Genomic DNA, 22,981 nt, shown 5'->3' with positions numbered 1-22,981 from the left:
GCCCGCCCGTGCGGAGCACGGGCCATAAGCACAGCGCGGGTCGTGTCTGGAGGAGGAGCGCAGGGAGCGAAGCGACCGGAGCGACGAGGGAAGACGCGACCCTGAAGAGCGCCCAAGCCCGCCCGTGCGGAGCACGGGCCATAAGCACAGCGCGGGTCGTGTCTGGAGGAGGAGCGCAGGGAGCGAAGCGACCGGAGCGACGAGGGAAGACACGACCCTGCAAGAGCGCCCAAGCCCGCCCGTGCGGAGCACGGGCCATAAGCTCAGCGCCCAAGCCCGCGTATTGCGAAGCAATCGCCATAGGTTCGCTCAATCACGCAGGCCGATGCGGGCGTGGAGGCGGCGCAGGGGGGCCGGGGCCCACCAGTTGGCCTCGCCGGCCAGGCGCATCACCGCGGGGACGAGGACGGCGCGGATGATCGTGGCGTCCACGAGGATGGCGACGGCCATGCCGACGCCGAGCATCTGGACGAAGGTCACGTCCGCGGTCGCGTACGCGGCGAAGCTCAGGGCCAGGATGCCGCCCGCGGCGGTGATGAGGGGGGCGCTGCCGCGCAGGCCCGCGGTCACGGCCGCCGTGGTGTCGCCGCTGCGGTCGTGCTCCTCCTTGATCCTGGAGAGCATGAAGACCTCGTAGTCCATGGACAGGCCGTAGCCGATGCAGAACATCAGGATCGGGATGCTCGGGTCCAGGGTGCCGGTGGGGGTGAAGCCGAGCAGGCCCGACAGGTTGCCGTCCTGGTAGATCCACACCAGCGCGCCGAGCATCACGGCCAGGCTGAGCACGTTGAGCACGGTGGCCTTGAGCGGGATGAGCAGGCTGCCGGTCATCAGGAACAGGACCACGAAGGTGAGCGCGAAGATCAGCGCCAGCACAACCGGGAGCCGGTCCACCACCGCCTGACGGTAGTCGGCCAGCTCGGCGGGGTAGCCGCCGACCTGCACCGGGAAGGGTGAGTCGAGCGCGCGCACCGCCTCCACCATGCGCACCGGATCGCGTTCCATCAGCTCGGCGCTGGGCACCACCGAGAACCAGGTGCCCTCGCCGCCCTGGAAGCGGCTGGGATCGCCGTCGCCGACCCGCTGCCCGCCCGCGTACGAGCCGGCCGCCGAGTCCACCTGGGACACGCCCGGCACCCGGGACAGGGCCTCGGCGTACGCGGCCACCTGGGCGGAGGAGCCGGCCGGGCCGGTGGTGACGACCTGGAGGGCGTCGGTCTCCTCGGCCGGGAACTCGTTCCTGATCACCTCGGAGGTCTGCCGCACCGGGGCCGACAGGGGCAGGATGCGGTCGTCGGCCACGCCGAACTCCAGGCCGAGGAACGGCGAGCCGAGCAGGAGCAACAAGGCGGTGGCGACGCCGCCGTACACGACCGGCCTGCGCATCACGCGGCCGGCCAGGCGCTCCCAGAACGTCCCGGAGCCGGCGGCGCGGGTCCGGCGGGTCAGCACCCTGTCTCCGATCGAGGCGAGCACCGCCGGCAGCACGATGATCGCGCCGACGACGCCGCCCGCGACCACGGCGATGCCGGAGTAGCCGAAGGAGCGCAGGAAGTCGAAGGGCATCAGCAGCAGCACGGCCAGCGAGACCGCGACGACCACGCCGCTGAACAGCACCGTGCGACCGGCGCGCTCGACGGCCCGTGCGACCGCCTCGTGCCGGTCGTGGCCGAGGCGGATCTCCTCCCGGAACCGGGAGATCACGAACAGGGAGTAGTCGACGCCGAGGCCCAGCCCGAGCCCGAGTGTGAGGTTGAGCGCGAAGGTGGACACGTCGGCGTACAGCAGGGGGATGCGCAGCAGGCCCAGGGCGACGACCATGGCGAACACGCCGAGCAGCAGCGACACCGCGGCGGCCACGACGCGCCGCAGGTACAGCCACAGCAGCGCGAACACCAGCGGGATCACCACCATCTCCGCGCGCACGAAGTCCTGCCTGGCCAGCGGCACGGTCTGGCGGAACACCTCCTCGCCGCCGCCCGGCCTGACCGTGATCGCGGCGTCGCCGGCCGTCAGGCCGGGCAGGATCGCGGGCAGGATCCGGGAGCGCACGGTGTTCGCGTCGCCGGGGATGCGGGCCACGATCAGGGCGTGCCTGCGGTCCTCGCTGCGCAGCGTGGCGGGGTTGCCCCGGGTCCAGTACGACGCCGCCTCCGCCACGCCCTGGGAGCGGGCGAAGCGCTCGGTGAGCGCCCTGCCGGAGGCGACGACGGCGGGATCGTCCACGGTGCCCTGCCGGGCGGTGACCAGCAGGACGACGTCGATGCTGCCGGTGCCGAACCGCTCGCCGAGCGCGATCTGCGCGCGGTCGGACTCCGAGCCGGGGGCGTCGTAGCGGGCCAGCGACAGCCCGCCGACGGTGCCCGCGGCGAGCGCGCCCATGATCACGACCCCGAGCAGGGACAGGATCATCACCAGGCGGCGGCGGCGTACGAGGAGGTACCCGAGGCGGCGCAGCCGGGGCACCTCGTGCGGCGGCGCGGGGCGCGTCTCCTGGCGCAGCGTCTCTCCGGCGGTCATGAGGCCAGCCCCGGCAGCGCGAGCGCCGCGCCGATCTCACGCTCGAACTCCTCCTGCGTACGGGCCCGGCGCAGGTCGTGCACGAAGCGGGCGTCCGCGCCGACCAGGCGGCGGAACTCGGCCGCGGGGTCGTCGATCGCGGCCACGATCGCGTCGGCGACCTGCTGCGGGTCGCCGCGCCCGCCGGCGTGGGCGCTCGCGTACGCCTCCCAGAACGCGTCGTGCGCGGGCCGCTCCGGGTGATCGGGGCCGAAGGCGGCGGCCCAGCGGGTCTTGGCCAGGATCTCGGTGCCGAAGGAGCCCGGCGCGACCAGCACGACGCGCACGCCGTACGGGCCGAGCTCGAAGCGCAGCGCCTCCGACAGCGCGTCGAGCGCGTGCTTGGTCGCGCAGTAGGCGCCCTCGTACGGCGCGCCGGCCAGCGCCGCGACCGAGGAGACGTTGACGATCGTGCCGGCGCCCCGCTCCCGCATCCCGGGGGCGACCGCGCGGATGACGCGCACGACGCCGAACACGTTGGTGTCGAACTGGGCCCGCAGCTCGTCGTCGGACAGGGCCGTCACGGGGCCGCGCAGCACGTAGCCGGCGTTGTTGACCAGCGCGTCGATCGGCCCGGCGGCGGCCACGGCGGTGCGCACCGAGTCGTCGTCGGTCACGTCGAGCCTGCGGACCTCCAGGTCCAGCCCCTCGTCGGCGGCGATCTTGGCCAGCGACACCGCCTCGGGGGTCCCGGGATCGCGTACGGTCGCGCAGACCCGGTCGCCGCGCCGGGCCAGCGCCATGGCTGTGAGCCGGCCGAAGCCGCTGGCGCAGCCGGTGATGAGCACGCTCTTCATTGCCACCCTCGAACTCGGTAAACTACTCGTGTTTTACGGTCCGAGACGAGAATGCAAGTAAATACTCGTATTTGTCAAAGTGGGGGTGCAGCATGCCCGAGCCCGGCCCGGCCGAGGAGCGGCCCGTACGCAGGCAGGCGCGCGGGCTCAAGCGCATGGAGGCGATCCTCGACGCAGCCGAGGAGGAGATCGCCGAGGTCGGCTTCGCCAACGCCACGACCAACTCGGTGGCCGCCCGCGCCGGGATCTCGCCCGGCTCGCTGTACCAGTTCTTCCGCAACAAGGACGAGATCCTGGAAGGGCTGGTGCGCCGCTACGAGACCGAGCAGGGCGCGTTCTGGCGGGCCCACCTCACCGACGACGACGCGCACACCGAGATGGGCGCGCTGATCGACCGGCTGGTCGACGCCATGGTGGAGTTCAAGGCGTCACGCCCGGCGTTCTGGGCCCTGTTCCACGGCTCGGCCACCAGCGACCGCCTCGCCGAGGTGGCCCGCGACCTGCACGAAGGCGTCGCGTTCCGCCTGGCCGAGGTGTTCGAGCTACGCTCTCCGCACCTGCCACCCGAGCGCTGCCTCACCCTGGCCCGCATGGCCACCGCCATGGTCCGGGCCGTCATGCCCCTGGTGGTCACCGCCAAGCCGGAGGACTCCCCGGCCCTGGTCGAGGAACTGAAGACGATGCTGCGCGCCTACCTCACCCCCGCCCTGGACGGGTGAACGTCTCCCTTCACCCCTCCTCCCAGCCCGCGACGGGCAAGCGGCAACCTTCCCTCCACCGCTCCCCCGGCCCCGGGACGGGCGAGATGCCCCTTCCCCGTTCCCACAACTTGGGCTGGGCGAGCGGCACCCTTCCGCCCTTCACGCAGCCCGCGACAGGCGAGCGGCATCCTTCCCTCCACCGCTCCCCCGGCCCCGGGACGGGCGAGATCTCCCTTCCCCCCTTTCCGCAGCTTGGGCTGGGCGAGCGGCATCCGTTCCACCCCCAACCCGGGACCGGCGAGCGGCGTCCTTTCCGCCCTTCCCTCAGCCCGCGACGGGCCGCGCCCTATCCGCCCCTCCCCGGCCGGGGCGGACAAGCGGCAGATTTCCGTCTTTTCTAGTGGGAAATAGTGGGATATGCTTGGCCGGGCGCGGAGGCTCCGCCGCGCCACGCCTCACCGACCCGAAGATCGCTGCATGAGGGGAACCCGGCTACCCTCCTGTATAGCTGGATAAGTCCCGATATATCCCCACACTCGGAACACCATGCCCCAAACCCCCGCCTCCGGCCCTCCTCCTCCGACCCCCTCCCCCGCCACGACCCCGCCGGACATCGGCGTCTCTCCCGCCCCCGACCACCTCACTGACCCCGGTGGGGCGAGGGAGCCCCAGGCCGCCACCGAGCCCCGTGCCGCGGCCCAGCACGGCCGGGCCACCGAGCCACGGACCGCTGCCGCGCCCGCGGAGCCCAGTGCGTCCGCCGAGCCAGGGGCCGCCACACAGCCCGCCAGGCCCGATGCGTCCGCCGAGCCCAGTCCGTCCGCGGAGCCCAGGGGGTCCGGTGAGCCGAGTGCGTCCGCCGAGCCCAGTGCGTCCCTTGAGCCGGGGGCCGTCCCCGCGCCACGCCGGCGGCTGTCCGGGGGGCTGGTGCGGGCCGCCGGGCTGCGGATCGGGGCGGTGCTGTTCCTGCTGGTCGTCTGGCAGCTCGTGGCGGCGGCGCGGATCTGGCCGCCCGTGTTCGTGCCCGAGCCCGCCGCCGTGTGGGAGGAGTTCCTCAACACGACCACCACCGGCTTCAGCGACTACACGCTGCAGGAGCACCTGCTGGCCAGCCTGCGCCGCATCCTGCTCGGCTGCCTGTACGGCATCACCGGCGGCATCGCGCTCGGCCTGGTCATCGGCATGGTGCCCACCGTGCGCGCGCTGCTCGGCCCGTTCGTCACCTTCGTACGCACCCTGCCGCCCCTCGCGTACCTGAGCCTGCTGGTGATCTGGTTCGGCATCGACGAGGAGCCCAAGGTGTGGCTGCTGCTGATCGCCGCGCTGCCCCCGGTCGCGGTGGCCACGGCCGACGCGGTGCGCGGCGTGCACGAGGACTACCTCAACGCCGCCCGCTCGCTCGGCGCGGGCCGGCTCCAGCTTCCGTTCCGGGTCGTGCTGCCCAGCGCGCTGCCGGAGATCATCACGGGGGTGCGGGTCTCGGTCGGCGTGGCGTACACCACCGTCGTCGCGGCGGAGACCGTGAACGGCGTGCCCGGCATCGGCGGCATGATCAGCGCCGCGCAGCGCTACAACAACACCGACGTGGTGGTGCTCGGCATCATCGTGATCGGGCTGTCCGGGCTGCTCATCGACTTCCTGCTGCAAGCGCTCGACCGCCGGCTGGTGCCCTGGCGCGGTCGTGCCTGATCGCGACAAGGACCCATATGAGATTCCTCAGGACCCGCCTCTTCGGCGTGGCCGCCGTGCTCGCCGCCCTGCTGCCCCTCGCCGCCTGCGGCGGCGGTGACGACGGCGCGGCGGCCCCCAAGGACGGCATGCCCGCCCAGATCCGCATCGGCTACCAGCTCATCCCCAACGGCGACCTGATCGTCAAGGACCAGAAGTGGCTGGAGCAGGCCCTGCCCGGGACCGAGATCAAGTGGAGCCGGTTCGACTCCGGCGGCGACGTCAACACGGCCATGATCTCCGGCGCGATCGACATCGGCCTCGCCGGCAGCAGCCCGGTGACGCGCGGCCTGTCGGAGCCGCTGAACATCCCGTACCAGGTGCCGTGGATCTTCGACGTGATCGGCGACAACGAGGCCCTGGTCGTCAGGGACGGCGCCGCCACCGACGTCAAGGGGCTCGCGGGCAAGCGGATCGCCACGCCGTTCGCCTCCACCTCGCACTACAGCCTGCTCGCGGCCCTGGCCGAGGCCGGGGTGGCGGAGTCGGCGGTGAAGATCCTGGACATGGAGCCGCCGGACATCCAGGCCGCCTGGCAGCGGGGCGACATCGACGGCGCCTACGTCTGGACGCCCAACCTGGCCGAGCTGCAGAAGAACGGCGGCAAGACCCTGGTGACCAGCCGCGAGCTGGCCGGTCGCGGCAAGCTCACCGCCGACCTGGCCGTGGTCAGGACCGAGTTCGCGCAGCAGTACCCGGCCACGCTGCGGGTGTGGCTGCAGCAGCAGGACCGGGCGGTCAAGCTGGTGCGCTCCGACAAGACCGCCGCCGCGGCGGCGATCGGCCGCCAGCTCAACCTCGACCCGCAGGAGGCGTCCCGGCAGCTCGACCAGCTCGTGCTGCTCGACGCGGCCGAGCAGCGCTCCCCCGAGTACCTGGGCACCCCGGACGCGCCCGGCAAGCTCGCCGAGAACCTGCGCAGCGCCGCGGAGTTCCTCAAGGCGCAGGGGCAGGTGGACGCGGTGCCCGAGCTGAGCGTCTTCCAGAAGGGCCTGGCCACCAAGGAGCTGGCGGATGCCTTCCCCGGCCAGTGACCGCGCCACCGGCGCCACCGGCGCGACCGGCACAGTAGGCACATCCGGCACGGCGATCTCGCTGAGCGGGGTCACCCAGGTCTACCGGGGGCGCGGGCGCGGCCGGGAGGTCGCGGCGCTCGGACCGGTGGACCTGGAGCTGGCCGCGGGCGCGTTCCTGACCGTGGTGGGCCCGTCGGGGTGCGGCAAGAGCACCCTGCTGCGGCTCGTGGCCGGGTTCGCCGCGCCCACGACCGGGACGATCCGGGCGGGCGGCGCCCCGGTCACCGGGCCGGACCCCTCGCGCGGGTTCGTCTTCCAGCAGCCGCGGCTGTTCCCGTGGCTGTCGGTGGCGGGCAACGTCGGCTTCGGGCTGCGCGGGCGGCCCAGGGACGAGCGCCGGGCGCGGGTCGCGGAGCTGCTCGACCTGACCGGGCTCGCGGACGTGGCGCGGCTGCGGCCGTACGAGCTGTCGGGCGGCATGCAGCAGCGCGCCGCCATCGCGCGGGCGCTCGCCCCGGGGCCGGACGTCCTGCTGATGGACGAGCCGTTCGCGGCGCTGGACGCCTTCACCCGCGAGCGCATGCAGGACGAGGTGCGCGAGCTGTGGCGGCGCACCGGCGCCACGATCGTGTTCATCACGCACAGCGTGGACGAGGCGGTCTACCTCGGCACGCGGGTGATCGCGCTGAGCAGCCGCCCCGGGCGGATCGTGTTCGACCGGTCCTCCGAGCTGCCCGCGCTCGACCGCCCGCGCGCCGACCCCCGCTTCGCCGAGCTGCGCGAGGAGCTGGCCGAGGTGATCAAGAACTCGGCGCGTCAGTCGCGGAACGGCCCGGTGACCTCGTAGGTGATGCCCCCGGTGCCCTCGCGGGCGCCGCTGGGGCCGCGCCTGGAGGAGAAGTACAGGCGGCTGCCGTCGGGCGAGAACGCGGTGCCGGTGATCTGGGAGCGGTCCTGGCCGGTGACGCGCAGGAACGGGGCCACCACGCCCTCGCGGGAGATGATGCCGATCTCCATCAGGCCCCCGGTCTCGGCCACGAACAGGTCGCCGCCGCGGGTGCCGGTGATGTCGTCCACGCCGCGCAGCGGCGCGTCGCCGTCGTAGACGATCTCCAGCATGCCGGCCGCGGCGTCGTAGGCCCACACGCGGTTGTCGCCGCCGCTGGTGAAGTAGCAGATCCCACCGGCGTAGTGGCAGCCCTCGCCGCCCGCGAAGTGGACCGCGCGCGGCACCTGGTGGCGGGCCGGGGTGCCGATCGCGGCCGGGCTCGGCACCGGCTCCCAGCTCACCGGCCCGGGGGCTGCCTTCGCGCCCGGCCCGGTGCCGACCGGATCGCACAGCACCTCCAGGCGGCCCTCGGTCAGGTCGCCCCACACGATCGGGACGAACCGGTAGAAGCAGCCGTCGGGCTCGTCCTCGGTCATGTAGATCACCCGGCGCTCGGGGTCGCACGCGGCGGCCTCGTGCCGGAACCGGCCCATGGCCAGGCGCGGCATCGCCGCCCGCCCGCCGTAGGGGTCGCACTCGAAGACCTGGCCGCGCGGGATCTCCTCGCACGACAGCCAGGTGTGCCACGGCGTCGCGCCGCCGGCGCGGTTGAGGTCGGTGCCCGACAGGATCCGGTACGCCTCGCGCACCTCGCCGCCGGGCCCGAACCTGATCGCCGAGGCCCCGCCCAGCAACGGCACCTCGCAGTTGGAGACGTAGATCCAGCCGTCGCCGTCGGGGAAACAGGCCCCGCCGTCGGGGGCCGCGTGCCAGGTGAGCCCGCCGACCTTCTCGCCGGAGCGCGCGACGATCCGGCTGGTGAAGCCCGCGGGCAGGGAGATGCCGTTCGCGTCGGGGGCGCCGAGCGGGCCGTACGGGCTGTCGCCCGCGCGCACCCGGGGAGCCTGCCTGGTGGGACCGCCGCCCGATCCGGCGGGCGCGGTACCGTGCCAGGGCGAGCCGGCGAACGCCGCGTCCGCGGCGGCGCCGCCCGAGCGGAGGAACGTACGGCGCAGCATGAGGACCTGCCTCCACAATCTTGTTCGGCACTCGGTTGTGATGTGCGAGGTGTGCTCAAGGCCCACGCTACGCGCGTGCGAGGGGCGGCCCGGCACGATTGGACCCCTGGCACGTGAACGCACCGGGATTTACGGTGTTCGGGCCCGGTAACTTCACGCGAACCGCAGTATCCGCCCGGATCATGACCCACCCCCGCCGACGCGGTGGGGCCGGCGCCGCTGTCGATGTGGCGAGGGCCGGAGAGGGCCGCCCCCCTGTTGACGTGGCGAAGGTTGACGTGGCGAGGGTTGACGCGGCGAAGGTTGACGCGGCGAAGGTTGACGTGGCGAGGGTTGACGTGGCGAGGGCCGGGCGGGTGCTGCCCCGCCCGGCCCCGGTCATATGGACGCGCCGCCCGTTACCGCTGCGCCTGGACCATCCAGTGCTGCTTCTCCAGCCCCTGGGTGACGCTGATCAACAGGTCCTGGGTGACGGGGTCGGGCTCCTCGGTGGCCCGCACGCGCTCCCGCATCCTCTTGATCATCGCGTCGAGGATGTCGGTCATCGCGGCGATCACCTTGCCGTCCTGTAGGTAGCCCGCTTCGAGCTGCTGCACCGGCGTGCTCTTGGCCACCGTGCCGACCCGCCCGTCCGGGTTGATCCCCAGGGCGACCGCGCGCTCGGCCATGACGTCCATGTGCTCGCGCGCCAGCGAGACGATCTCGTCGAGCTGGAGGTGGATCGAGCGGAAGTTGTGCCCGATCAGGTTCCAGTGCGCCTGCTTGGCGATGAGCGAGAGATCGATCAGATCGACCAGTGCCCCTTGCAGCGCCTCGGCGACGACCTTGCGGGCTTCGTCGGGCAGCGGGCTGGTGATCGTGGACATGCTGCTACCTCCCCGTGGTGTGACAGCGACGGTGACTTCGTGCGTGTCCGCAGCCCCATACCCGGTCACATGCGCCCTATGCACCTTCCCCCATTGACAGTGTCATTATTACAGTGTCACTATCGAGGCATGAGCGAGACCTGGACCATCACGGAGCTGGCGGAGCATGCGGCCGGCGTGCTGCGCGCCGCACCCGCGCCCGGCGCCACCGGCGCGCAGGAGGCCGCGCGGCAGCTCAACGGGAGGGTCCGCGAGGTGCCCGGCGAACGTCTCATCCGCTGGTACACCACGATCGGCCTGGTGGACCCGCCGCTCACCAGGCGCGGCAGGATCGCCCTGTACGGACGGCGCCACCTGCTCCAGCTCGTCGCCATCAAGCGCCTGCAGGCGTCCGGCCGCTCGATCGCCGACATCCAGGCCGAGCTGAGCGGCGCGACCGATGCCCACCTGGCCCACGTGGCGGGCCTCCCCGCCGCCACCGACCCGGCCCCCACCCCACCCACCCGCCGCGACCGCTTCTGGACCTCCCCGCACCCCGTGGACACCCACACGGCCGCCGACATCCGCACCGGAGGTGACGTCCGGCAGGGGGCGGACGTCCGCGCCGCCACGGACACCTGGGACAACATCAGCGGCACGGGCCGCCCGCACGCCACCCGTGGAGCCGGGGAGCACCCGGCCTCGCTGGGCCATCGCGACGGCGAGGAGCGACCGGCCCCGGCTCAGGACCACGCCGGCAACGCGAGGGACCTGGACGGCCACGGCCACACCGAACCGGCACGCCCCGGCGGCCGGACCGGCACCGGCCCGGCCGACCTCGGCGGCACGGGCCGCCTCCACGCCGCCCGCGAGCCCGGCGAGCACCCGGCCCCACCCGGCCATCGCGACAGCGAAGAGCGACCGGCCCCGGCCCGAGACAGCAGCGGCGCCCCGAGAGCCGGGGAGCGCACGACCCCGGCCGGCGACCGTGACGGTGAGGGGCGGCTCTTCGCGGGCGGGCGCCGTGGCGGTGGGGAGTGGGCGGTTCCAGGGGGTGGGCGCAGTGGTGAGGAGCGGCCGATCGGGCCGTTGCCGCCGCTGGGGGGCACACCGCCTATCGCGCCGCTGCCCACCGTGGTGCCGCGGCGGGAGCGGGGGGCCGTGCCGCAGGATCCCGGGCAGCCGTACCCGGTGCCGCCCTATCCCGCGCCGCCGGCGCCGGAGCCGGCGCCCGTGCCCGGGGGGCCGGAGCCGGATCTGCCGGGGGCTCCGCAGCCGCCGGTCTCCGCGGTGCCGATGAGCGGCGTGCGGATCTGGCCCGGGGTGACCGTGCTGCTGGAGGGCGCCGGACGGCCGCTCTCCTCCGACGACCTGGCCGCCATCGCCGAGGCGGCCTCCCCGCTGCTCGACGTGCTGCGCCGCCGCGGGCTCATCGCCCCCGCGGCGATCGCTCCCCGGCGCGGCGGCCCGGCTCCCGGCACCGGAATCGGTGGCGGGAGCGGCGATGACGACGACGAGACGGGCGCGAGACGCCCGCTTTGACCCGCAGACCCGATACCGACGAAACGGTCGCCCTCGAAGGGAGCACCTCATGACCGTGCCCATCACTTCGCTCAAGCCGGACGAGTGCCGGCCGCTGCCCGACGCCGGGCTGGGCGCGCTGAGCACCGAGCGCGGCAATCTGCCGTTGCAGAGCGTGGACGTCACCGCCGACGTCGCCGGGCTGATCGCCGGGGTCGAGGTGGTCCAGGGCTTCCGCAACCCCTACGACGTGCCGCTGGAGGCGACGTACATCTTCCCGCTGCCCGACCGGGCCGCGGTCACCGGCTTCCGCATGGAGGCCGAGGACCGGGTCATCGAGGGCCTGCTCAAGGAGCGCGGCCAGGCGCGGGCCGACTACGACCGGGCCGTCTCCGAGGGCAGGCGGGCGGCCATCGCCGAGGAGGAGCGGCCCGACGTGTTCACCATCAGGGTGGGCAACATCGTGCCGGGCGAGAAGGTGCTGGTACGGCTGACGCTCAGCCAGCCGCTGCCGTACGAGGACGGCGCGGCCACCTTCCGCTTCCCGCTCGTGGTCGCCCCGCGTTACATCCCGGGCGCGCCGCTCGGCGACGACCAGGCCGGCGACGGCACGGCGCCCGACACCGACGCGGTGCCGGACGCGTCCCGCATCACTCCCCCGGTGCTGCTGCCCGGCTTCCCCAACCCGGTCGATCTGTCGCTGACCGTGAACGTGGACCCGGCCGGGCTCGACCTGCGTGAGATGCGCTCCAGCCTGCACGTCGTACGGGAGGAGCGCACCGGCGAGGCCGCGACGGTGCGGCTGGATCCGGGCGAGCGCCTGGACCGCGACTTCATCCTGCGCCTGTCCTTCGCCGCCTCCACCTCGCTGGTGCTGGTGCCCGACGAGCAGGAGCGGAGCGCGGGCACGTTCTCGCTGACCGTGATGCCGCCGGAGGCGCCGCAGACGCGGGCGCCGCGCGACGTCGTACTGCTGCTGGACCGCTCGGGCAGCATGGGCGGCTGGAAGATGGTCGCGGCCCGGCGGGCGGCGGCCCGGATCGTGGACACGCTCACCTCCGGCGACCGGTTCGCGGTGCTGTCCTTCGACAGCGTCGTGGAGCGGCCCGAGCGGCTGCCCGAGGGCCTGGCCGAGGCGAACGACCGCAACCGCTACCGCGCGGTGGAGCACCTGGCGCGGCTGGAGGCCCGGGGCGGCACCGAGCTGCTGGCCCCGCTGGAGCAGGCGCTCAGGCTGCTCGGCGGCGCCGAGCCGGCCCGGGAGCGGGTGCTGGTGCTGGTCACCGACGGGCAGGTCGGCAACGAGGACCAGATCCTGGAGCGCGTGGGCGCGGGCCTTTCCGGGGCGCGCGTGCACACGGTGGGCATCGACCGGGCGGTCAACGCCGGGTTCCTGGGCCGCCTGGCGATGCTGGGCGCGGGCCGGTGCGAGCTGGTGGAGTCGGAGGACCGGCTGGACGAGGCGATGGAGCACATCCACCGGCGCATCGGCGCGCCGCTGGTCACCGACCTGGCGCTGAAGGCCGAGGGCGTGGACCTGGTGGCCGGGAGCGTGACGCGCCTGGGCTCGCTGTTCTCCGGCGTGCCGCTGACGGTCTCGGGCCGCTACTCGGCGCAGGCGGGCGCCGACGGGGCGGCGCTCACCGTACGCGGGCTGGCCGCCGACGGGCAGCCGTGGGAGCGGCGCGTCGCCGGCACGGTGTCGGCGAACGCGGCGGTCCGCGCGATCTGGGCCCGCGCGCACCTGCGCGAGCTGGAGGACCGGTACGCGGTCGGCGAGCGCTCCCTGGAGCAGGCGATCGTGGACACCTCGCTGAAGTACGGCGTGCTGTGCCGGTTCACCGCGTTCGTGGCCGTGGACACCAAGGTGGTGGCCGAGGGCGGGCCGCAGCACCGGGTCGTGCAGCCCGTGGAGCCGCCGAGCGGCTGGGAGCCGCCGGGGGCGCCCGCGGCGATGCCGATGTCGTTCGCGGCGGGCGCGGTGGCGGCGTCCTTCGGCGGGGCCCCGGAGATGCTGGCGTCCGACGCCGGCGGCGGGGCCGTGTCCGGCGGGCCCGCCCCCGGTGGGCCGCCGCCGGTCGCCGGAGGACCCGTGCCGCCCCCGGCCCCCGCGCCGATGGCGGCGTACCCGGCCCCGCGCCCGCGCGGGCGCATGTTCGCGCCGGGCCGCGGCTCAGCCCGTCCGGTCCCGCACCCCCTGGACGCGGTGCGCCCGCAGCTCGCCGCCGAGCTGGACCGGCTGCGCGCGGCCGAGTCGCTGCCCGCGCCCGTGCGGCTGAGCCTCCTCGCCGACCTGGGCAGCAGGCTGGCCGCACTGGCGGTGTACCTGGGCGGTCACGCGGAGCTGTCGGCCCTGGCCGCCGACCTGGCCGAGGCCGAGCGGCCCGGCGCCGACCTGCCGGGCCTGTGGGAGCGCACGGTACGCCTGCTCACCGCGCTCACCGAGGACCCCGGCGGCGCCGGGGCGGCCCGCCGGCCCGAGCAGCCCCGCACGCGCCGCGCCTTCTGGAAGCGCTGAGCCGTCACGGCCCCGGCGGCCCCCACCGGCCGCCGGGGCCGGCGGGGCAGGAGAAGACCTCGACCTCGATGATGCGGCTGTAGTCGCCGCTGTTGGACCCCAGAATGCGGACGGCGTCGGCCGTCACGGCCGGGAACTCCGAGCGGACCATGCCGGCCGTGTTGCTGGGCGACGGTGCGCCGCTCGCCGCCGGCCCGCACGTCCCGGTCGCGCAGGCCGTACCTGGTGGCCGGGTGGCGCTCGGTGTCCAGGGTGCAGAGGTCCACACGGGCGATGTCGAAGGTGCCGGGCCAGACGCGGGAGGGTCGAGCGGGGCCACGGAGACCACACCTTTACCAAGCTTGGTGAGTTCTTACCAAGCTATCACGTTAGAAATCTCGGTGACATCGCATCGACCGGTCGGCGTCCTCGCGGAGACGGGCCACGTCGGCCAGGTAGCGGGCGTAGCGCTCGTCGTGGCCGGCGGCGTCGCGGCGCGGGCTCGGCTCGTACGCCCGTGTGCCGGCGGTCCAGGCCGCCTCGTCCACCGCCACGCCGAAGCGGCGCGCGGCGGCCAGGGCGGCGCCCCGGGCGCCCACCTCGGGGCCGCGGGCGACCCGCAGCGGGCGGCCGATCACGTCGGCGAAGATCCGGGCCCAGGCCGCCGAGCCGGTGCCGCCGCCGCACACCGCGACCTCGCCGCTCAGCCCGGCGGCCTCGAAGCAGTGCCGGGCGGCGTACGCCAGGCCCTCGCAGGCGGCCCGGACCACGTCGGCCCGGCTCCTGGCCAGCTCAAGGCCGTCGATGCGGCCGCGTACGCGCGGGTCCACGAACGGGGCGCGCTCCCCCGCCGGCGACAGGTACGGCAGGAATCGCACGCCGTTGGCGCCCGGAGGGCTCTGCGCGAGCAGCGCGTCGAGGTCGCCGTGCGCGGCCCCCACGAGGCGCAGCACCCAGTCCAGCGCCGCGGTGCCGGTCATCGCGGGCATGGCGCGCAGCCAGCCGCCTCCGGGCACGCACAGGGTCTGCCCGGCGGGCTCGGGCCCGCCCGCACCGGCGTCGTCCCGCGCGACCAGGCAGGCGAGCGTGGTGCCGATGATCAGCAGCCCGTCGCCGGGCGCGGTGACGCCCGCGCCGATGGCGCAGGCCGGCAGGTCGTACGGCCCGGCCGCCACCGGCGTGCCCGCCGGCACGCCGCCCAGCGCCTCGCGCGACTCCCCCGCCGGCAGGTCCTCGGCCACCGGCGGCAGCAGCCCGGCCCGGTGGCCGAGCCCGCACAGCCCGAGCAGCCCGGGGTCGCGCCGCCGCGCCCGGGTGTCGGTGAACAGGTTGGAGGCGTCGGAGACGTCGGTGGCCCGGACGCCGGTGAGGCGCTGCATGACCATGTCCTTGCACCGGGCGGCGGTGGCCATGGGGCCGTCGAGCAGGGCCGGGTCCTCGCGGTCCAGCCAGGCCAGCAGCGGCGCGCCCGCGCCGGGGAAGGGCGCGTTGCCGGTGCGGGCGTACAGCTCGGCGAACAGCCCGGAGCGCCGCCACTCGGCCACGACCGGCCCGGCGCGCCCGTCCAGCCAGGAGATCGCGGGGGCGACCGGCGCGCCCGCGGCGTCCAGCGGCCACAACCCGTCGCCCTGCCCGGTGACGCCCACCGCCGCGGGCGCCCGGGGCAGGCCGAGCCGCGCCACCACCTCCCGCACCGCGGCCACGACCTCGTCGGCGTCCTGCTCCACGCGGCCGGGGGCGGGGTGCAGCAGCGAGATCGGCCGCGACTCGGCCGCGGCGACCTCTCCGTCCTCGGTCACGGCCACGGCCTTGGCCACGGACGTGCCGACGTCGATCCCGACGATCACGCCGTCCGGCCTTCCCGGTCGCGGCCCTGGTCGCGGCTCTCGTCGCGGCCCTCGTCACGGCCCTGCCTGGTCGCGGCGTAGTACGCGGCGACCTCGCGCGCGGCCATGGCCACGGCGCGGTCGGCGGTCTGCCTGGTGGCCCCGGCGAGGTGCGGGGTGAGCAGGACGTTGGGCAGGGCACGCAGGGGATGATCCGCGGGCAGGGGCTCGGGGTCGTAGACGTCCAGGGCGGCCCCGGCCAGCCGGCCCGAGGTCAGGGCCTCGGTCAGCGCCTCGGTGTCCACCAGGGCACCGCGGGCGGTGTTGACCAGGACGGCGTCGCGCGGCATGAGCGCCAGCTCGGAAGCGCCGATCATGTGCCGGGTCTCCGGTGTGAGCCGGGCGTGCAGGCTGACGACCCGCGAGCGGGCCAGCAGGTCGGGCAGCTTGACCTGCTCCATGGACGGCGGGGGCGCGGCGAACGGGTCGTGCACCAGCACCCGGGCGCCCAGCGCCTCGAACACCGCGGCCACGCGGCGGCCGATCGCGCCGAAGCCGACCACCCCGACCTCGGCGCCGGACAGCTCGCCACCGCAGGCGTCGTAGGCGTACAGGTCGGAGCGCCACTCGCCCGCCCGCATGGTGGCGTCCACCTGGGCGAGGCGGCGCAGCGCGCCCAGGGTCAGCGCCACGGCCAGCTCGGCGGCGGCGGGCGCGTTGCGGCCCGGCGTGGAGCGGACCTCGACGCCCCGGGCCTCGGCGGCGGCCAGGTTGACGTTGACCGGGCCGCCCCGGGTCACCACCACGAGCCGCAGTGCGGGGGCCGCGGCGAGCACCCGCTCGGTGAACGGCGCCATCTGCGTCACCGCGACCTCGGCGCCGTCGAGGGCGGCGATCAGCTCGTCCTCGTCCCCGGACGCCTCGTGCACCTCCGCGACCGGCCCGAACGGCTCGATCGGCCAGGGCCCCGTCAGCTCGCGCACCGAGGCGCGCCCGCCCAGCTCGGCCCGGATCGCCTCCGCGACGGCGCCCGGCCGCACGAAGTGGTCGCCCGCGGCAAGCACCTTCAACACATCTCCCGACATGCCGCCAGACGCTACCACCACTGCTGTGATATTTAACAGGTGCAGTGTTATCTCAGAGCTCGGCGTTATCTCAGAGCTCGGCGACCTCTACGTTGAGGTGGCGCTCGCGCAGGCGGTCGATGGCGCTCGCGGGGGCGCGGCCGTCCACCACGATCAGGTCGAAGGAGTCCAGCGGGGCCACCCGGTGCAGGGCCACGCGCTCCAGCTTGCTGTGGTCGATGGCCAGGACCCGGCGGGTGCCGGAGTTCAGCATGGCCCGCTTGACCAGGACGATCTCCTGCTCCTGGTGGAAGGCGTACCGGTCGGAGATCGCGGAGGTCGAGACGATCACCAGGTCGGTGCTCATCGCCTCCACCGCGTCCACGCAGGCCACGCCGAGGAAGGAGTCGTGGGTCGGGTGGTACTCGCCGCCCAGGGCGATCAGCCGCACCCCGCCCACGCCGGTGAGCAGCTTGATGCCCTCCAGGAAGTTGGTGACCACGGTCAGCGGGGTGACCTCGCCGATGTGGCGGGCCACGGCCAGGGCGGTGGTGGAGTCGTCCAGCATGACCGAGCTGCCGGGCTCGATCATCCGCACGACGTGCCGGGCGATGGCCTCCTTCTCCTCCTGATTGGCGGTCAGCCGGTAGACGATGTTGCTCTCGAACACGCTGGACGCCTGGGCGGTGGCGCCGCCGCGGAACTTGCGCACCATGCCCTGGCGCTCCAGCTCGTCCAGGTCGCGGTGCACGGTCATCACGCTGACCCCGAAGGTGTCGGCCAGCTCGGTCACCGACGCCGAGCCCTGCCGCATGACGTGCTCGGCCATCGCCTGCCTGCGCGCGGCGGCGCCCACCGCCTGCTGTCGCATGCTCATTCGCCCCACTCGGATCCCGGCCCTGCTCCGTCATCTGGGCGGGCGGGACGAGGCTGAGCAGGTTCCCTCGTTCGCACGTCCGTCACGATCCTCTGCCGTGTGCCGATCTCCCGCCGCCCGCGCATCCTAACCGCCCTCAGGGGCCCAGCGGCGCGTTGAACCGGCGCAGCGCCATTCCGCCCGGGTACGGCCGCAGCTCGGTCACCGCGTCGTGCTCCACGAGCGGCAGCCGCCTACGGTAGTCGGCCAGCGGAATCCCGAGCAGCCCGCACAGCGCCAGGCGCAGGATCGTGTTGTGGGCGACCACGAGCACCGGCCCCGCCTCGGCGGCCAGCTCGCCCAGGCAGGCGGTCACCCGCTCGGCCGCCCGGATGGGGTCCTCGCCGCCGGGCAGGAAGTTCGCCACCGGGTCGGCCTCGAAGGCGGCCATCACGTCCGGGTCGATCTCGCCGCGCGGCAGGCCCTCGGCGACGCCGAAGTCCAGCTCGCGCAGCCGGGCGTCGGTGCGCAGCGGCACCCCGGCCGCCTCCGCGGCGCCGGTGGCCGTCTGCACCGCCCGGATCATCGGCGAGGACACCACCGCGGTCAGCCCGGCCGTACCGGCCCAGCGGGCCAGCCGGGCCGCCTGCTCGTGCCCGGTCTCGTCGAGCTCGACGTCGGTCACGCCCGTGTACAGGCCCCGCACGCTCCAGTCCGTACGCCCGTGCCGGGAAAGGAAGATCGTCATCATGCCACCGCCCTGGCCGCCAGTTCCGGGGAGAGATAGTCGCGTTCCGCCAGCGCCTCGACCAGGCGCCGGAACCCCTTGTCGAAGCGTTCGACGCGGTCGGGGCGCGGTTCGATCCGCGTGCCCGCCGGCACCATGCGCGCCGCCGTCTCGGTGAGCGAGCCGCCCGAGGCCGCGGCGAGCACGGCCATGCCGGCGGCGGCCTCGGGGTTGCGCGGGATCTCGACCGGCGCGCCGAGCACGTCGGCGCGGAGCTGGCACCAGTACGCGCTGCGGGTCGCCCCGCCGATCAGGGCGAGCGGGCGCGTCACCGGGGCGCCGAGCAGGCCGAGCGCGGCCAGGCCCAGCCGCTCGCCGTACGCGACGCCCTGCAGCAGGGCCGCGTAGTGCTCCTCCGCCGTGCGCGGCTCGCCCACGGTCACCGGCTCGGCGTCGGGGCGGTAGAAGGGGAACCGCTCGCCGCGCGCGGTGAGCGGGTAGACGATCTCGGCGGCCGGCTCGTACGCCGCCGCGGCCCGGTCCAGCTCGGCCAGGTCGCGCCCGGGGAACGCCGCGCCGAGCGCGCCCGCCCCCACGTTGGACGCCCCGCCCGGCAGCCAGCCGCCGTCGGGGTGGCGGTGGCTGTAGACGGCGCCGGCCGGGTCGTGCAGCAGCCGCTCGCTGACGGCCTTGAGCACCAGCGTGGTGCCGAGCACCGACACGCCGCTGCCGGGGGCCAGCGCGCCGGCGGCGATCTGGCCGGCGCAGCCGTCGGTCATGCCGGCCACGATCGCGCAGCCCTCGGGCAGGCCGGTGGCGCGCGCGGCCTCGGCGCTGACCGCGGCGACCCGGGCGCCGGGGCGCACGACCGGGCCGAACAGCGAGGCGGGCAGGCCGAGCCGGGCCAGCACCTCCTCCGGCCAGCGCTCACGCAGCGAGTCGTAGCCGGTCTTGAGGGCGTGGCTGGAGTCGGTGGCGGCCGGGCCGCCCGACAGGCGGGCGACCAGGTAGTCGGCCGAGTGCAGCACCCGGGCGCCCGCGCCGAGCGGGCCGTGCTCGGCCAGCCACAGCAGCTTGGGCAGCGGCCAGGACGCCTGGATGCGCAGGCTGAGCTCGTGCCACAGCTCGCGGCCCGCCGCGGCGACCCGCTCGGCGTACGGGGCGCCGCGGTCGTCGTCGTACATCAGCGCGGGGGTCAGCGGCCGGCCGGCGGAGTCGGCGAGCAGGAAGGTGCCTGAGGTGCTGCAGATGGCCAGGGCGCGCACGGCGGCGGCGTCCAGCCCCGCGGTCGCCTCGGCGCAGGCGGCGCACGCCGCCCGCCACCAGTCCTCGGGGTCCTGCTCGTGCCGGCGGCCGGGGCCGCCGCGGCGGCTGCGCAGCGGCGCGGAGCCGGTGCCGAGCACGGTCCCCGCGCCGTCGGCTATCAGCACCCGTACGCCCTGGGTCCCGATGTCGATGCCGGCCCACAACGCGCCCGGGATCTCCCCGGGAGATCGTGCGAAGTTATCAGCACCCATGTGCGCAGACGGTCCTCTCACCCCGGGCCGTCCACGGAGATCCCGCGGTTGTGACCCTTGACACTCCGAACGGTGGCTCATAGTCTCCACCCAACAATCACAAAATCACACCATAAAACGTTAGATTTAACAAAGCCGTAGCGGGGATCACCGGTCCCGCTGCGACGCGGGCGGGACGCCGCGGACGAGGAGAGTCGAGATGAGCCGTGAGAGCGACTGGCTGCGTGAGGCCAGGATCAGCCGCGCCCAGTTCTTCAGGATGATGGGCGGCCTCGCCGTGGCCGCGGCGGCGCCGGCGGCGCTTTCGGCCTGCTCCACGCAGCAGAACACCGGCGCGACGGCGGGCGCGGGCGGCGATGCGGCCACGGCGCTGAAGTTCATCGGCGTCGCCGACCAGAAGGCGCCCATGGACGAGCTCGTCGCGGCGTACCGGAAGGTGAAGCCGGGCGTGACGATCACCACGTCGTTCGCGCCGACCGACCAGGTGCAGACCTCGGTGCGCACCCAGCTCGGCGCGGGCAACGCGCCCGACCTGCACGTGGTCTACCCCGGCAACGGCAGCGCCATGTCGATGACCCAGATCGCCCAGGCGGGGCTGCTGGCCGACCTGTCGGCCCAGGCGTGGACCACGACGATCCCGTCCGGGTTCAAGCCGGCCTTCCAGTTGGACGGCAAGACCTACATGTTCTCCGCGGGGTCCTCGGTCATCGGCGCGATCTACAACAAGAAGGTGTTCGAGGAGGCCGGGGTCGGCGAGCTCCCGACGACGTGGAGCGAGTTCCTGGCCGCCTGCGAGAAGATCAAGAAGTCGGGCAAGCCGCCGATCGCGCTGGGCGCGCAGACGCCGTGGGTCACCCAGCTCATCACGTACGCCCTCGTCCCCTCCACCGTCTACGCCAAGGACCCCGCCTTCGACGACAAGCAGCTCGCCGGGCAGGCGACCTTCGCCGGATCGGGGTGGCGCCAGGCCATGGAGATGTACCTGGAGCTGCACAAGCGCGGCTACTTCAACGACAACCCCAACGGCACCACCTTCGAGCAGCAGACCTCGATGGTGGCGACCGGCAAGGCCGGGATGGCGATCCAGGTCTCGGCCGTGCTGCCCGACTTCCGCAAGGCCGCCGCCGGCGACGCCGCCGACCTGTCCATGTTCCCGGTGCCCGGCGCCGACGACGCCGCCCAGGTGTGGATCCCGGCGGGCGTCGTGGTCGGCCTCGGCGCGAGCGCCAAGTCCGGGAACCTGGCCGAGGCGACCGCGTTCATCGACTTCCTGGGCCGTCAGGAGAGCATCAACGCCTGGGCCAAGGCCATCGCGGCGATCCCGCTCACCCAGGACTCGGGCTCCACCATCGACCCGGCCGTGGAGTCGTTCCTGCCCTTCACCAAGGACCGCGCGGTGCCGTTCATGGACCAGCGCTGGCCCAACGCCGAGGTGCAGCCGACCCACTTCGCGGTGATCCAGGAGCTGCTGGCCGGCAAGTCCACCATCGACGAGGCGCTGAAGAAGATGGACGAGGCGTACCAGAAGTGAGTGTGACCACCCGGCCCGCCGCCGCTGCCGAGGCCGTCCCCGCCGCCGGGCCGCGGCGGCGGTGGCGGCGGGGCGGCGCGCTGTCCCCGCCGTGGCTGTTCGCCGCGCCCGCCCTGTTCGTGTACGCGGTCGTGGTGCTCTACCCGAGCATCGCGGGCGTGCTGTACGCCTTCACCGACTGGAGCGGCATCGGCGGCGAGATGTCCTTCGTCGGCCTGGCCAACTTCCGCGCCATGCTGGACGACGAGCAGGCGCTCGGCTCGATCGCCAACACGCTGCTGCTGACGGTGGCCATCCTGGTGGTCCAGAACGGCGTCGGGCTGCTGCTCGCGCTCGGCGTGCACGCCCGGATCAAGAGCAAGGCCCTGCTCCGGGTGATCTTCTTCGCGCCGGTCGTGGTCAGCCCGGTCATGATCGCGTTCCTGTGGAAGTACATCTACAACCCGGCCCCCGACGCCGGGCTGAACGGGCTGCTCGCGGTCTTCGGGCTGCCGGGCCGCGACTGGCTGGGCGATCCGTCGCTGGCGCTGTGGTCGATCGCCGGCATGGTGATCTGGCAGAACGCCGGCTACTCGATGGTCATCTTCCTGGCCGGCCTGGAGGGCGTGCCCGCGGAGCTGCACGAGGCCGCGATGATCGACGGCGCGGGCCCGTTCCAGCGCTTCCGCTACGTGACCTGGCCGCTGCTGGCCCCGGCGCTGACCATCAACCTGATGCTCTCCACGATCGGCGGGCTGAAGCTGTTCGACCAGGTCTTCGCCGCCACCAACGGCGGCCCCGGCTACGCCACCGAGACCCTGTCCACGGTGCTGTACAAGCAGGCGTTCGTCTACGGCGACTTCGGCTACAGCACCGCGGTCGCGCTGGTGCTGGCGCTGTTCGTCGCGGCGGTCTCCTTCGTGCAGATCTCCTACCTGCGCTCGCGGGAGGTGGCGCAGTGAGCCACGTGCGCTACGGACGCCGGACGTTCCTGCTCGAACTCGTGATGATCGCGGCCGCCGTCGCGTTCATGTTCCCGGTCTACGCGCTGATCACGCTGTCGCTGAAGGACCCGGGCCAGATCGCCGAGTCGCCGCTGTCGCTCCCGGCCCCGCCGACCGCGCGCAACTTCACCGCCGCGTGGTCCTCGGCCGCGCTCGGCCCCTCGCTGGTCAACAGCACCGTGATCACGGTGGCCAGCCTGGTCGCGCTGGTGGCGCTGGGCTCGTTCGCGGCCTACTTCCTGGCCCGCGCGCGGACCCGGCTGGGCTACGGGCTGTACATCCTGTTCCTGCTGGGCATCGTGCTGCCGTTCCAGCTCGGCATGATCCCGCTGTACCAGCTCGTGAACAACCTGGGGCTGCTCGGCACGCACGCCGGGATGATCGTCTTCTACACCGGGATCCAGCTCCCGTTCACCGTCTTCCTCTACACCGGCTTCATCCGGGCGCTGCCGCGCGAGTACGCCAGCGCCGCCCAGATCGACGGCGCCTCGCACCTCGTCGCGTTCACCCGGGTCGTCTTCCCGCTGCTGCGCCCGATCACCGGCACCGTGCTGATCCTCAACGCGGTGTTCATCTGGAACGACTTCTTCACCCCGCTGCTCTATCTCGGCGGCTCCGGCTTCGAGACGGTCCCGGTGAGCATCTTCGCCTTCGTCGGGCAGTACGTCTCGGACTACGGCCTGGTCTTCGCCGGCCTGGTGCTGGGGGCGCTGCCCATCGTCGTGGTCTTCCTGCTGCTCCAGCGGTACGTCATCAAGGGGTTCTCCAGCGGCCTGAAGGGGTGACCCGTGCACCACGTCTACGGA

General features: G+C 74.0%; 19 protein-coding genes. 9 read left to right on the top strand and 10 right to left on the bottom strand.

Features of this window, described 5'->3' with window-relative positions; genetic code table 11:
* Positions 1–309 precede the first annotated feature (309 nt).
* Positions 310–2,520 carry an MMPL family transporter gene (locus HNP84_RS46690; protein WP_185056573.1) on the bottom strand — a complete coding sequence of 737 codons (2,211 nt, stop codon included), beginning with the start codon at positions 2,518–2,520 and terminating at the stop codon, positions 310–312.
* The gene (locus HNP84_RS46685; RefSeq protein ID WP_185056572.1) at positions 2,517–3,356 is read right to left on the bottom strand and encodes an SDR family oxidoreductase; all 840 of its coding nucleotides are present in this window, start codon (positions 3,354–3,356) and stop codon (positions 2,517–2,519) included. The genes HNP84_RS46690 and HNP84_RS46685 overlap by 4 nt, the downstream gene beginning before the upstream one ends.
* Before the next feature lie 92 nt (positions 3,357–3,448).
* Between HNP84_RS46685 and HNP84_RS46680 the strand changes: the two genes are divergently transcribed.
* From HNP84_RS46680 to HNP84_RS46665, 4 genes are all read left to right on the top strand, one after another.
* A complete protein-coding gene (locus HNP84_RS46680) occupies positions 3,449–4,075 on the top strand; it encodes a TetR/AcrR family transcriptional regulator (RefSeq protein WP_185056571.1) in 627 nt (208 codons plus the stop codon).
* A gap of 909 nt (positions 4,076–4,984) precedes the next feature.
* Entirely contained in the window at positions 4,985–5,746 is a 762-nt protein-coding gene (locus HNP84_RS46675; RefSeq protein WP_312927258.1) for an ABC transporter permease, read from the top strand.
* A 17-nt stretch (positions 5,747–5,763) separates the two neighbouring features.
* Entirely contained in the window at positions 5,764–6,819 is a 1,056-nt protein-coding gene (locus HNP84_RS46670) for a taurine ABC transporter substrate-binding protein (protein ID WP_185056570.1), read from the top strand.
* The gene (locus HNP84_RS46665; protein ID WP_185056569.1) at positions 6,800–7,648 is read left to right on the top strand and encodes an ABC transporter ATP-binding protein; all 849 of its coding nucleotides are present in this window, start codon (positions 6,800–6,802) and stop codon (positions 7,646–7,648) included. The genes HNP84_RS46670 and HNP84_RS46665 overlap by 20 nt, the downstream gene beginning before the upstream one ends.
* Here the strand turns inward: HNP84_RS46665 and HNP84_RS46660 are convergent.
* Both HNP84_RS46660 and HNP84_RS46655 read right to left on the bottom strand, forming a co-directional pair.
* Positions 7,618–8,808 (bottom strand): alkaline phosphatase PhoX, encoded by a 1,191-nt coding sequence (locus tag HNP84_RS46660; protein ID WP_185056568.1) that lies wholly within the window; start codon positions 8,806–8,808, stop codon positions 7,618–7,620. The genes HNP84_RS46665 and HNP84_RS46660 overlap by 31 nt on opposite strands.
* A gap of 398 nt (positions 8,809–9,206) precedes the next feature.
* Positions 9,207–9,674 carry a Dps family protein gene (locus tag HNP84_RS46655; protein ID WP_185056567.1) on the bottom strand — a complete coding sequence of 156 codons (468 nt, stop codon included), beginning with the start codon at positions 9,672–9,674 and terminating at the stop codon, positions 9,207–9,209.
* Between the two features lie 129 nt (positions 9,675–9,803).
* On the opposite strand from HNP84_RS46655, the gene HNP84_RS54420 reads away from it, so the two are divergent.
* Positions 9,804–11,195, top strand: coding sequence for a MerR family transcriptional regulator (locus HNP84_RS54420; protein WP_246519504.1), 1,392 nt, complete (start codon positions 9,804–9,806; stop codon positions 11,193–11,195).
* A gap of 49 nt (positions 11,196–11,244) precedes the next feature.
* Entirely contained in the window at positions 11,245–13,692 is a 2,448-nt protein-coding gene (locus tag HNP84_RS55665; RefSeq protein WP_185056566.1) for a VIT domain-containing protein, read from the top strand.
* 4 nt (positions 13,693–13,696) lie between these two features.
* Here HNP84_RS55665 and HNP84_RS46640 read toward each other — a convergent pair whose 3' ends face one another.
* From HNP84_RS46640 to HNP84_RS46615, 6 genes are all read right to left on the bottom strand, one after another.
* The gene (locus tag HNP84_RS46640) at positions 13,697–13,843 is read right to left on the bottom strand and encodes a hypothetical protein (RefSeq protein WP_185056565.1); all 147 of its coding nucleotides are present in this window, start codon (positions 13,841–13,843) and stop codon (positions 13,697–13,699) included.
* A gap of 217 nt (positions 13,844–14,060) precedes the next feature.
* A complete protein-coding gene (locus HNP84_RS56560; protein WP_185056564.1) occupies positions 14,061–15,518 on the bottom strand; it encodes an FGGY family carbohydrate kinase in 1,458 nt (485 codons plus the stop codon).
* Positions 15,515–16,582 (bottom strand): 2-hydroxyacid dehydrogenase, encoded by a 1,068-nt coding sequence (locus HNP84_RS46630; protein ID WP_221337623.1) that lies wholly within the window; start codon positions 16,580–16,582, stop codon positions 15,515–15,517. The genes HNP84_RS56560 and HNP84_RS46630 overlap by 4 nt, the downstream gene beginning before the upstream one ends.
* Before the next feature lie 70 nt (positions 16,583–16,652).
* A complete protein-coding gene (locus tag HNP84_RS46625; protein WP_185056563.1) occupies positions 16,653–17,438 on the bottom strand; it encodes a DeoR/GlpR family DNA-binding transcription regulator in 786 nt (261 codons plus the stop codon).
* Between the two features lie 136 nt (positions 17,439–17,574).
* Positions 17,575–18,168, bottom strand: coding sequence for a histidine phosphatase family protein (locus tag HNP84_RS46620; protein ID WP_185056562.1), 594 nt, complete (start codon positions 18,166–18,168; stop codon positions 17,575–17,577).
* Positions 18,165–19,661, bottom strand: coding sequence for an FGGY-family carbohydrate kinase (locus HNP84_RS46615; protein WP_185056561.1), 1,497 nt, complete (start codon positions 19,659–19,661; stop codon positions 18,165–18,167). The genes HNP84_RS46620 and HNP84_RS46615 overlap by 4 nt, the downstream gene beginning before the upstream one ends.
* Before the next feature lie 199 nt (positions 19,662–19,860).
* On the opposite strand from HNP84_RS46615, the gene HNP84_RS46610 reads away from it, so the two are divergent.
* Genes HNP84_RS46610 through HNP84_RS46600 form a run of 3 tightly spaced genes read left to right on the top strand, consistent with a single transcriptional unit; the run spans position 19,861 to position 22,960 of the window.
* The gene (locus HNP84_RS46610) at positions 19,861–21,192 is read left to right on the top strand and encodes an extracellular solute-binding protein (protein ID WP_221337622.1); all 1,332 of its coding nucleotides are present in this window, start codon (positions 19,861–19,863) and stop codon (positions 21,190–21,192) included.
* On the top strand, positions 21,189–22,133 hold the full coding sequence (locus HNP84_RS46605; protein WP_312927252.1) for a carbohydrate ABC transporter permease: 945 nt from the start codon (positions 21,189–21,191) through the stop codon (positions 22,131–22,133). Before HNP84_RS46610 ends, HNP84_RS46605 begins: the two co-directional genes overlap by 4 nt.
* Entirely contained in the window at positions 22,130–22,960 is an 831-nt protein-coding gene (locus HNP84_RS46600; protein WP_312927251.1) for a carbohydrate ABC transporter permease, read from the top strand. The genes HNP84_RS46605 and HNP84_RS46600 overlap by 4 nt, the downstream gene beginning before the upstream one ends.
* Positions 22,961–22,981 lie beyond the last annotated feature (21 nt).

Source organism: Thermocatellispora tengchongensis (assembly GCF_014202315.1).
In the GTDB taxonomy this organism is placed as follows: domain Bacteria; phylum Actinomycetota; class Actinomycetes; order Streptosporangiales; family Streptosporangiaceae; genus Thermocatellispora; species Thermocatellispora tengchongensis.
The sequence above is the reverse complement of the archived record's forward strand: the minus strand, read 5'-3'. Positions and strand labels throughout refer to the sequence as shown.

Bases quoted from the DNA above. Each gene is read 5' to 3' on its own strand.
- HNP84_RS55665 (WP_185056566.1), top strand. From the start codon at position 11,245: ATGACCGTGCCCATCACTTCGCTCAAGCCGGACGAGTGCCGGCCGCTG.
- HNP84_RS54420 (WP_246519504.1), top strand. From the start codon at position 9,804: ATGAGCGAGACCTGGACCATCACGGAGCTGGCGGAGCATGCGGCCGGC.
- HNP84_RS46640 (WP_185056565.1), bottom strand. From the start codon at position 13,843: ATGGTCCGCTCGGAGTTCCCGGCCGTGACGGCCGACGCCGTCCGCATT.
- HNP84_RS46630 (WP_221337623.1), bottom strand. From the start codon at position 16,582: ATGTCGGGAGATGTGTTGAAGGTGCTTGCCGCGGGCGACCACTTCGTG.
- HNP84_RS46620 (WP_185056562.1), bottom strand. From the start codon at position 18,168: ATGATGACGATCTTCCTTTCCCGGCACGGGCGTACGGACTGGAGCGTG.
- HNP84_RS46680 (WP_185056571.1), top strand. From the start codon at position 3,449: ATGCCCGAGCCCGGCCCGGCCGAGGAGCGGCCCGTACGCAGGCAGGCG.
- HNP84_RS46655 (WP_185056567.1), bottom strand. From the start codon at position 9,674: ATGTCCACGATCACCAGCCCGCTGCCCGACGAAGCCCGCAAGGTCGTC.
- HNP84_RS46615 (WP_185056561.1), bottom strand. From the start codon at position 19,661: ATGGGTGCTGATAACTTCGCACGATCTCCCGGGGAGATCCCGGGCGCG.
- HNP84_RS46685 (WP_185056572.1), bottom strand. From the start codon at position 3,356: ATGAAGAGCGTGCTCATCACCGGCTGCGCCAGCGGCTTCGGCCGGCTC.
- HNP84_RS46660 (WP_185056568.1), bottom strand. From the start codon at position 8,808: ATGCTGCGCCGTACGTTCCTCCGCTCGGGCGGCGCCGCCGCGGACGCG.
- HNP84_RS46665 (WP_185056569.1), top strand. From the start codon at position 6,800: ATGCCTTCCCCGGCCAGTGACCGCGCCACCGGCGCCACCGGCGCGACC.
- HNP84_RS46690 (WP_185056573.1), bottom strand. From the start codon at position 2,520: ATGACCGCCGGAGAGACGCTGCGCCAGGAGACGCGCCCCGCGCCGCCG.
- HNP84_RS46625 (WP_185056563.1), bottom strand. From the start codon at position 17,438: ATGAGCATGCGACAGCAGGCGGTGGGCGCCGCCGCGCGCAGGCAGGCG.
- HNP84_RS46610 (WP_221337622.1), top strand. From the start codon at position 19,861: ATGAGCCGTGAGAGCGACTGGCTGCGTGAGGCCAGGATCAGCCGCGCC.
- HNP84_RS46670 (WP_185056570.1), top strand. From the start codon at position 5,764: ATGAGATTCCTCAGGACCCGCCTCTTCGGCGTGGCCGCCGTGCTCGCC.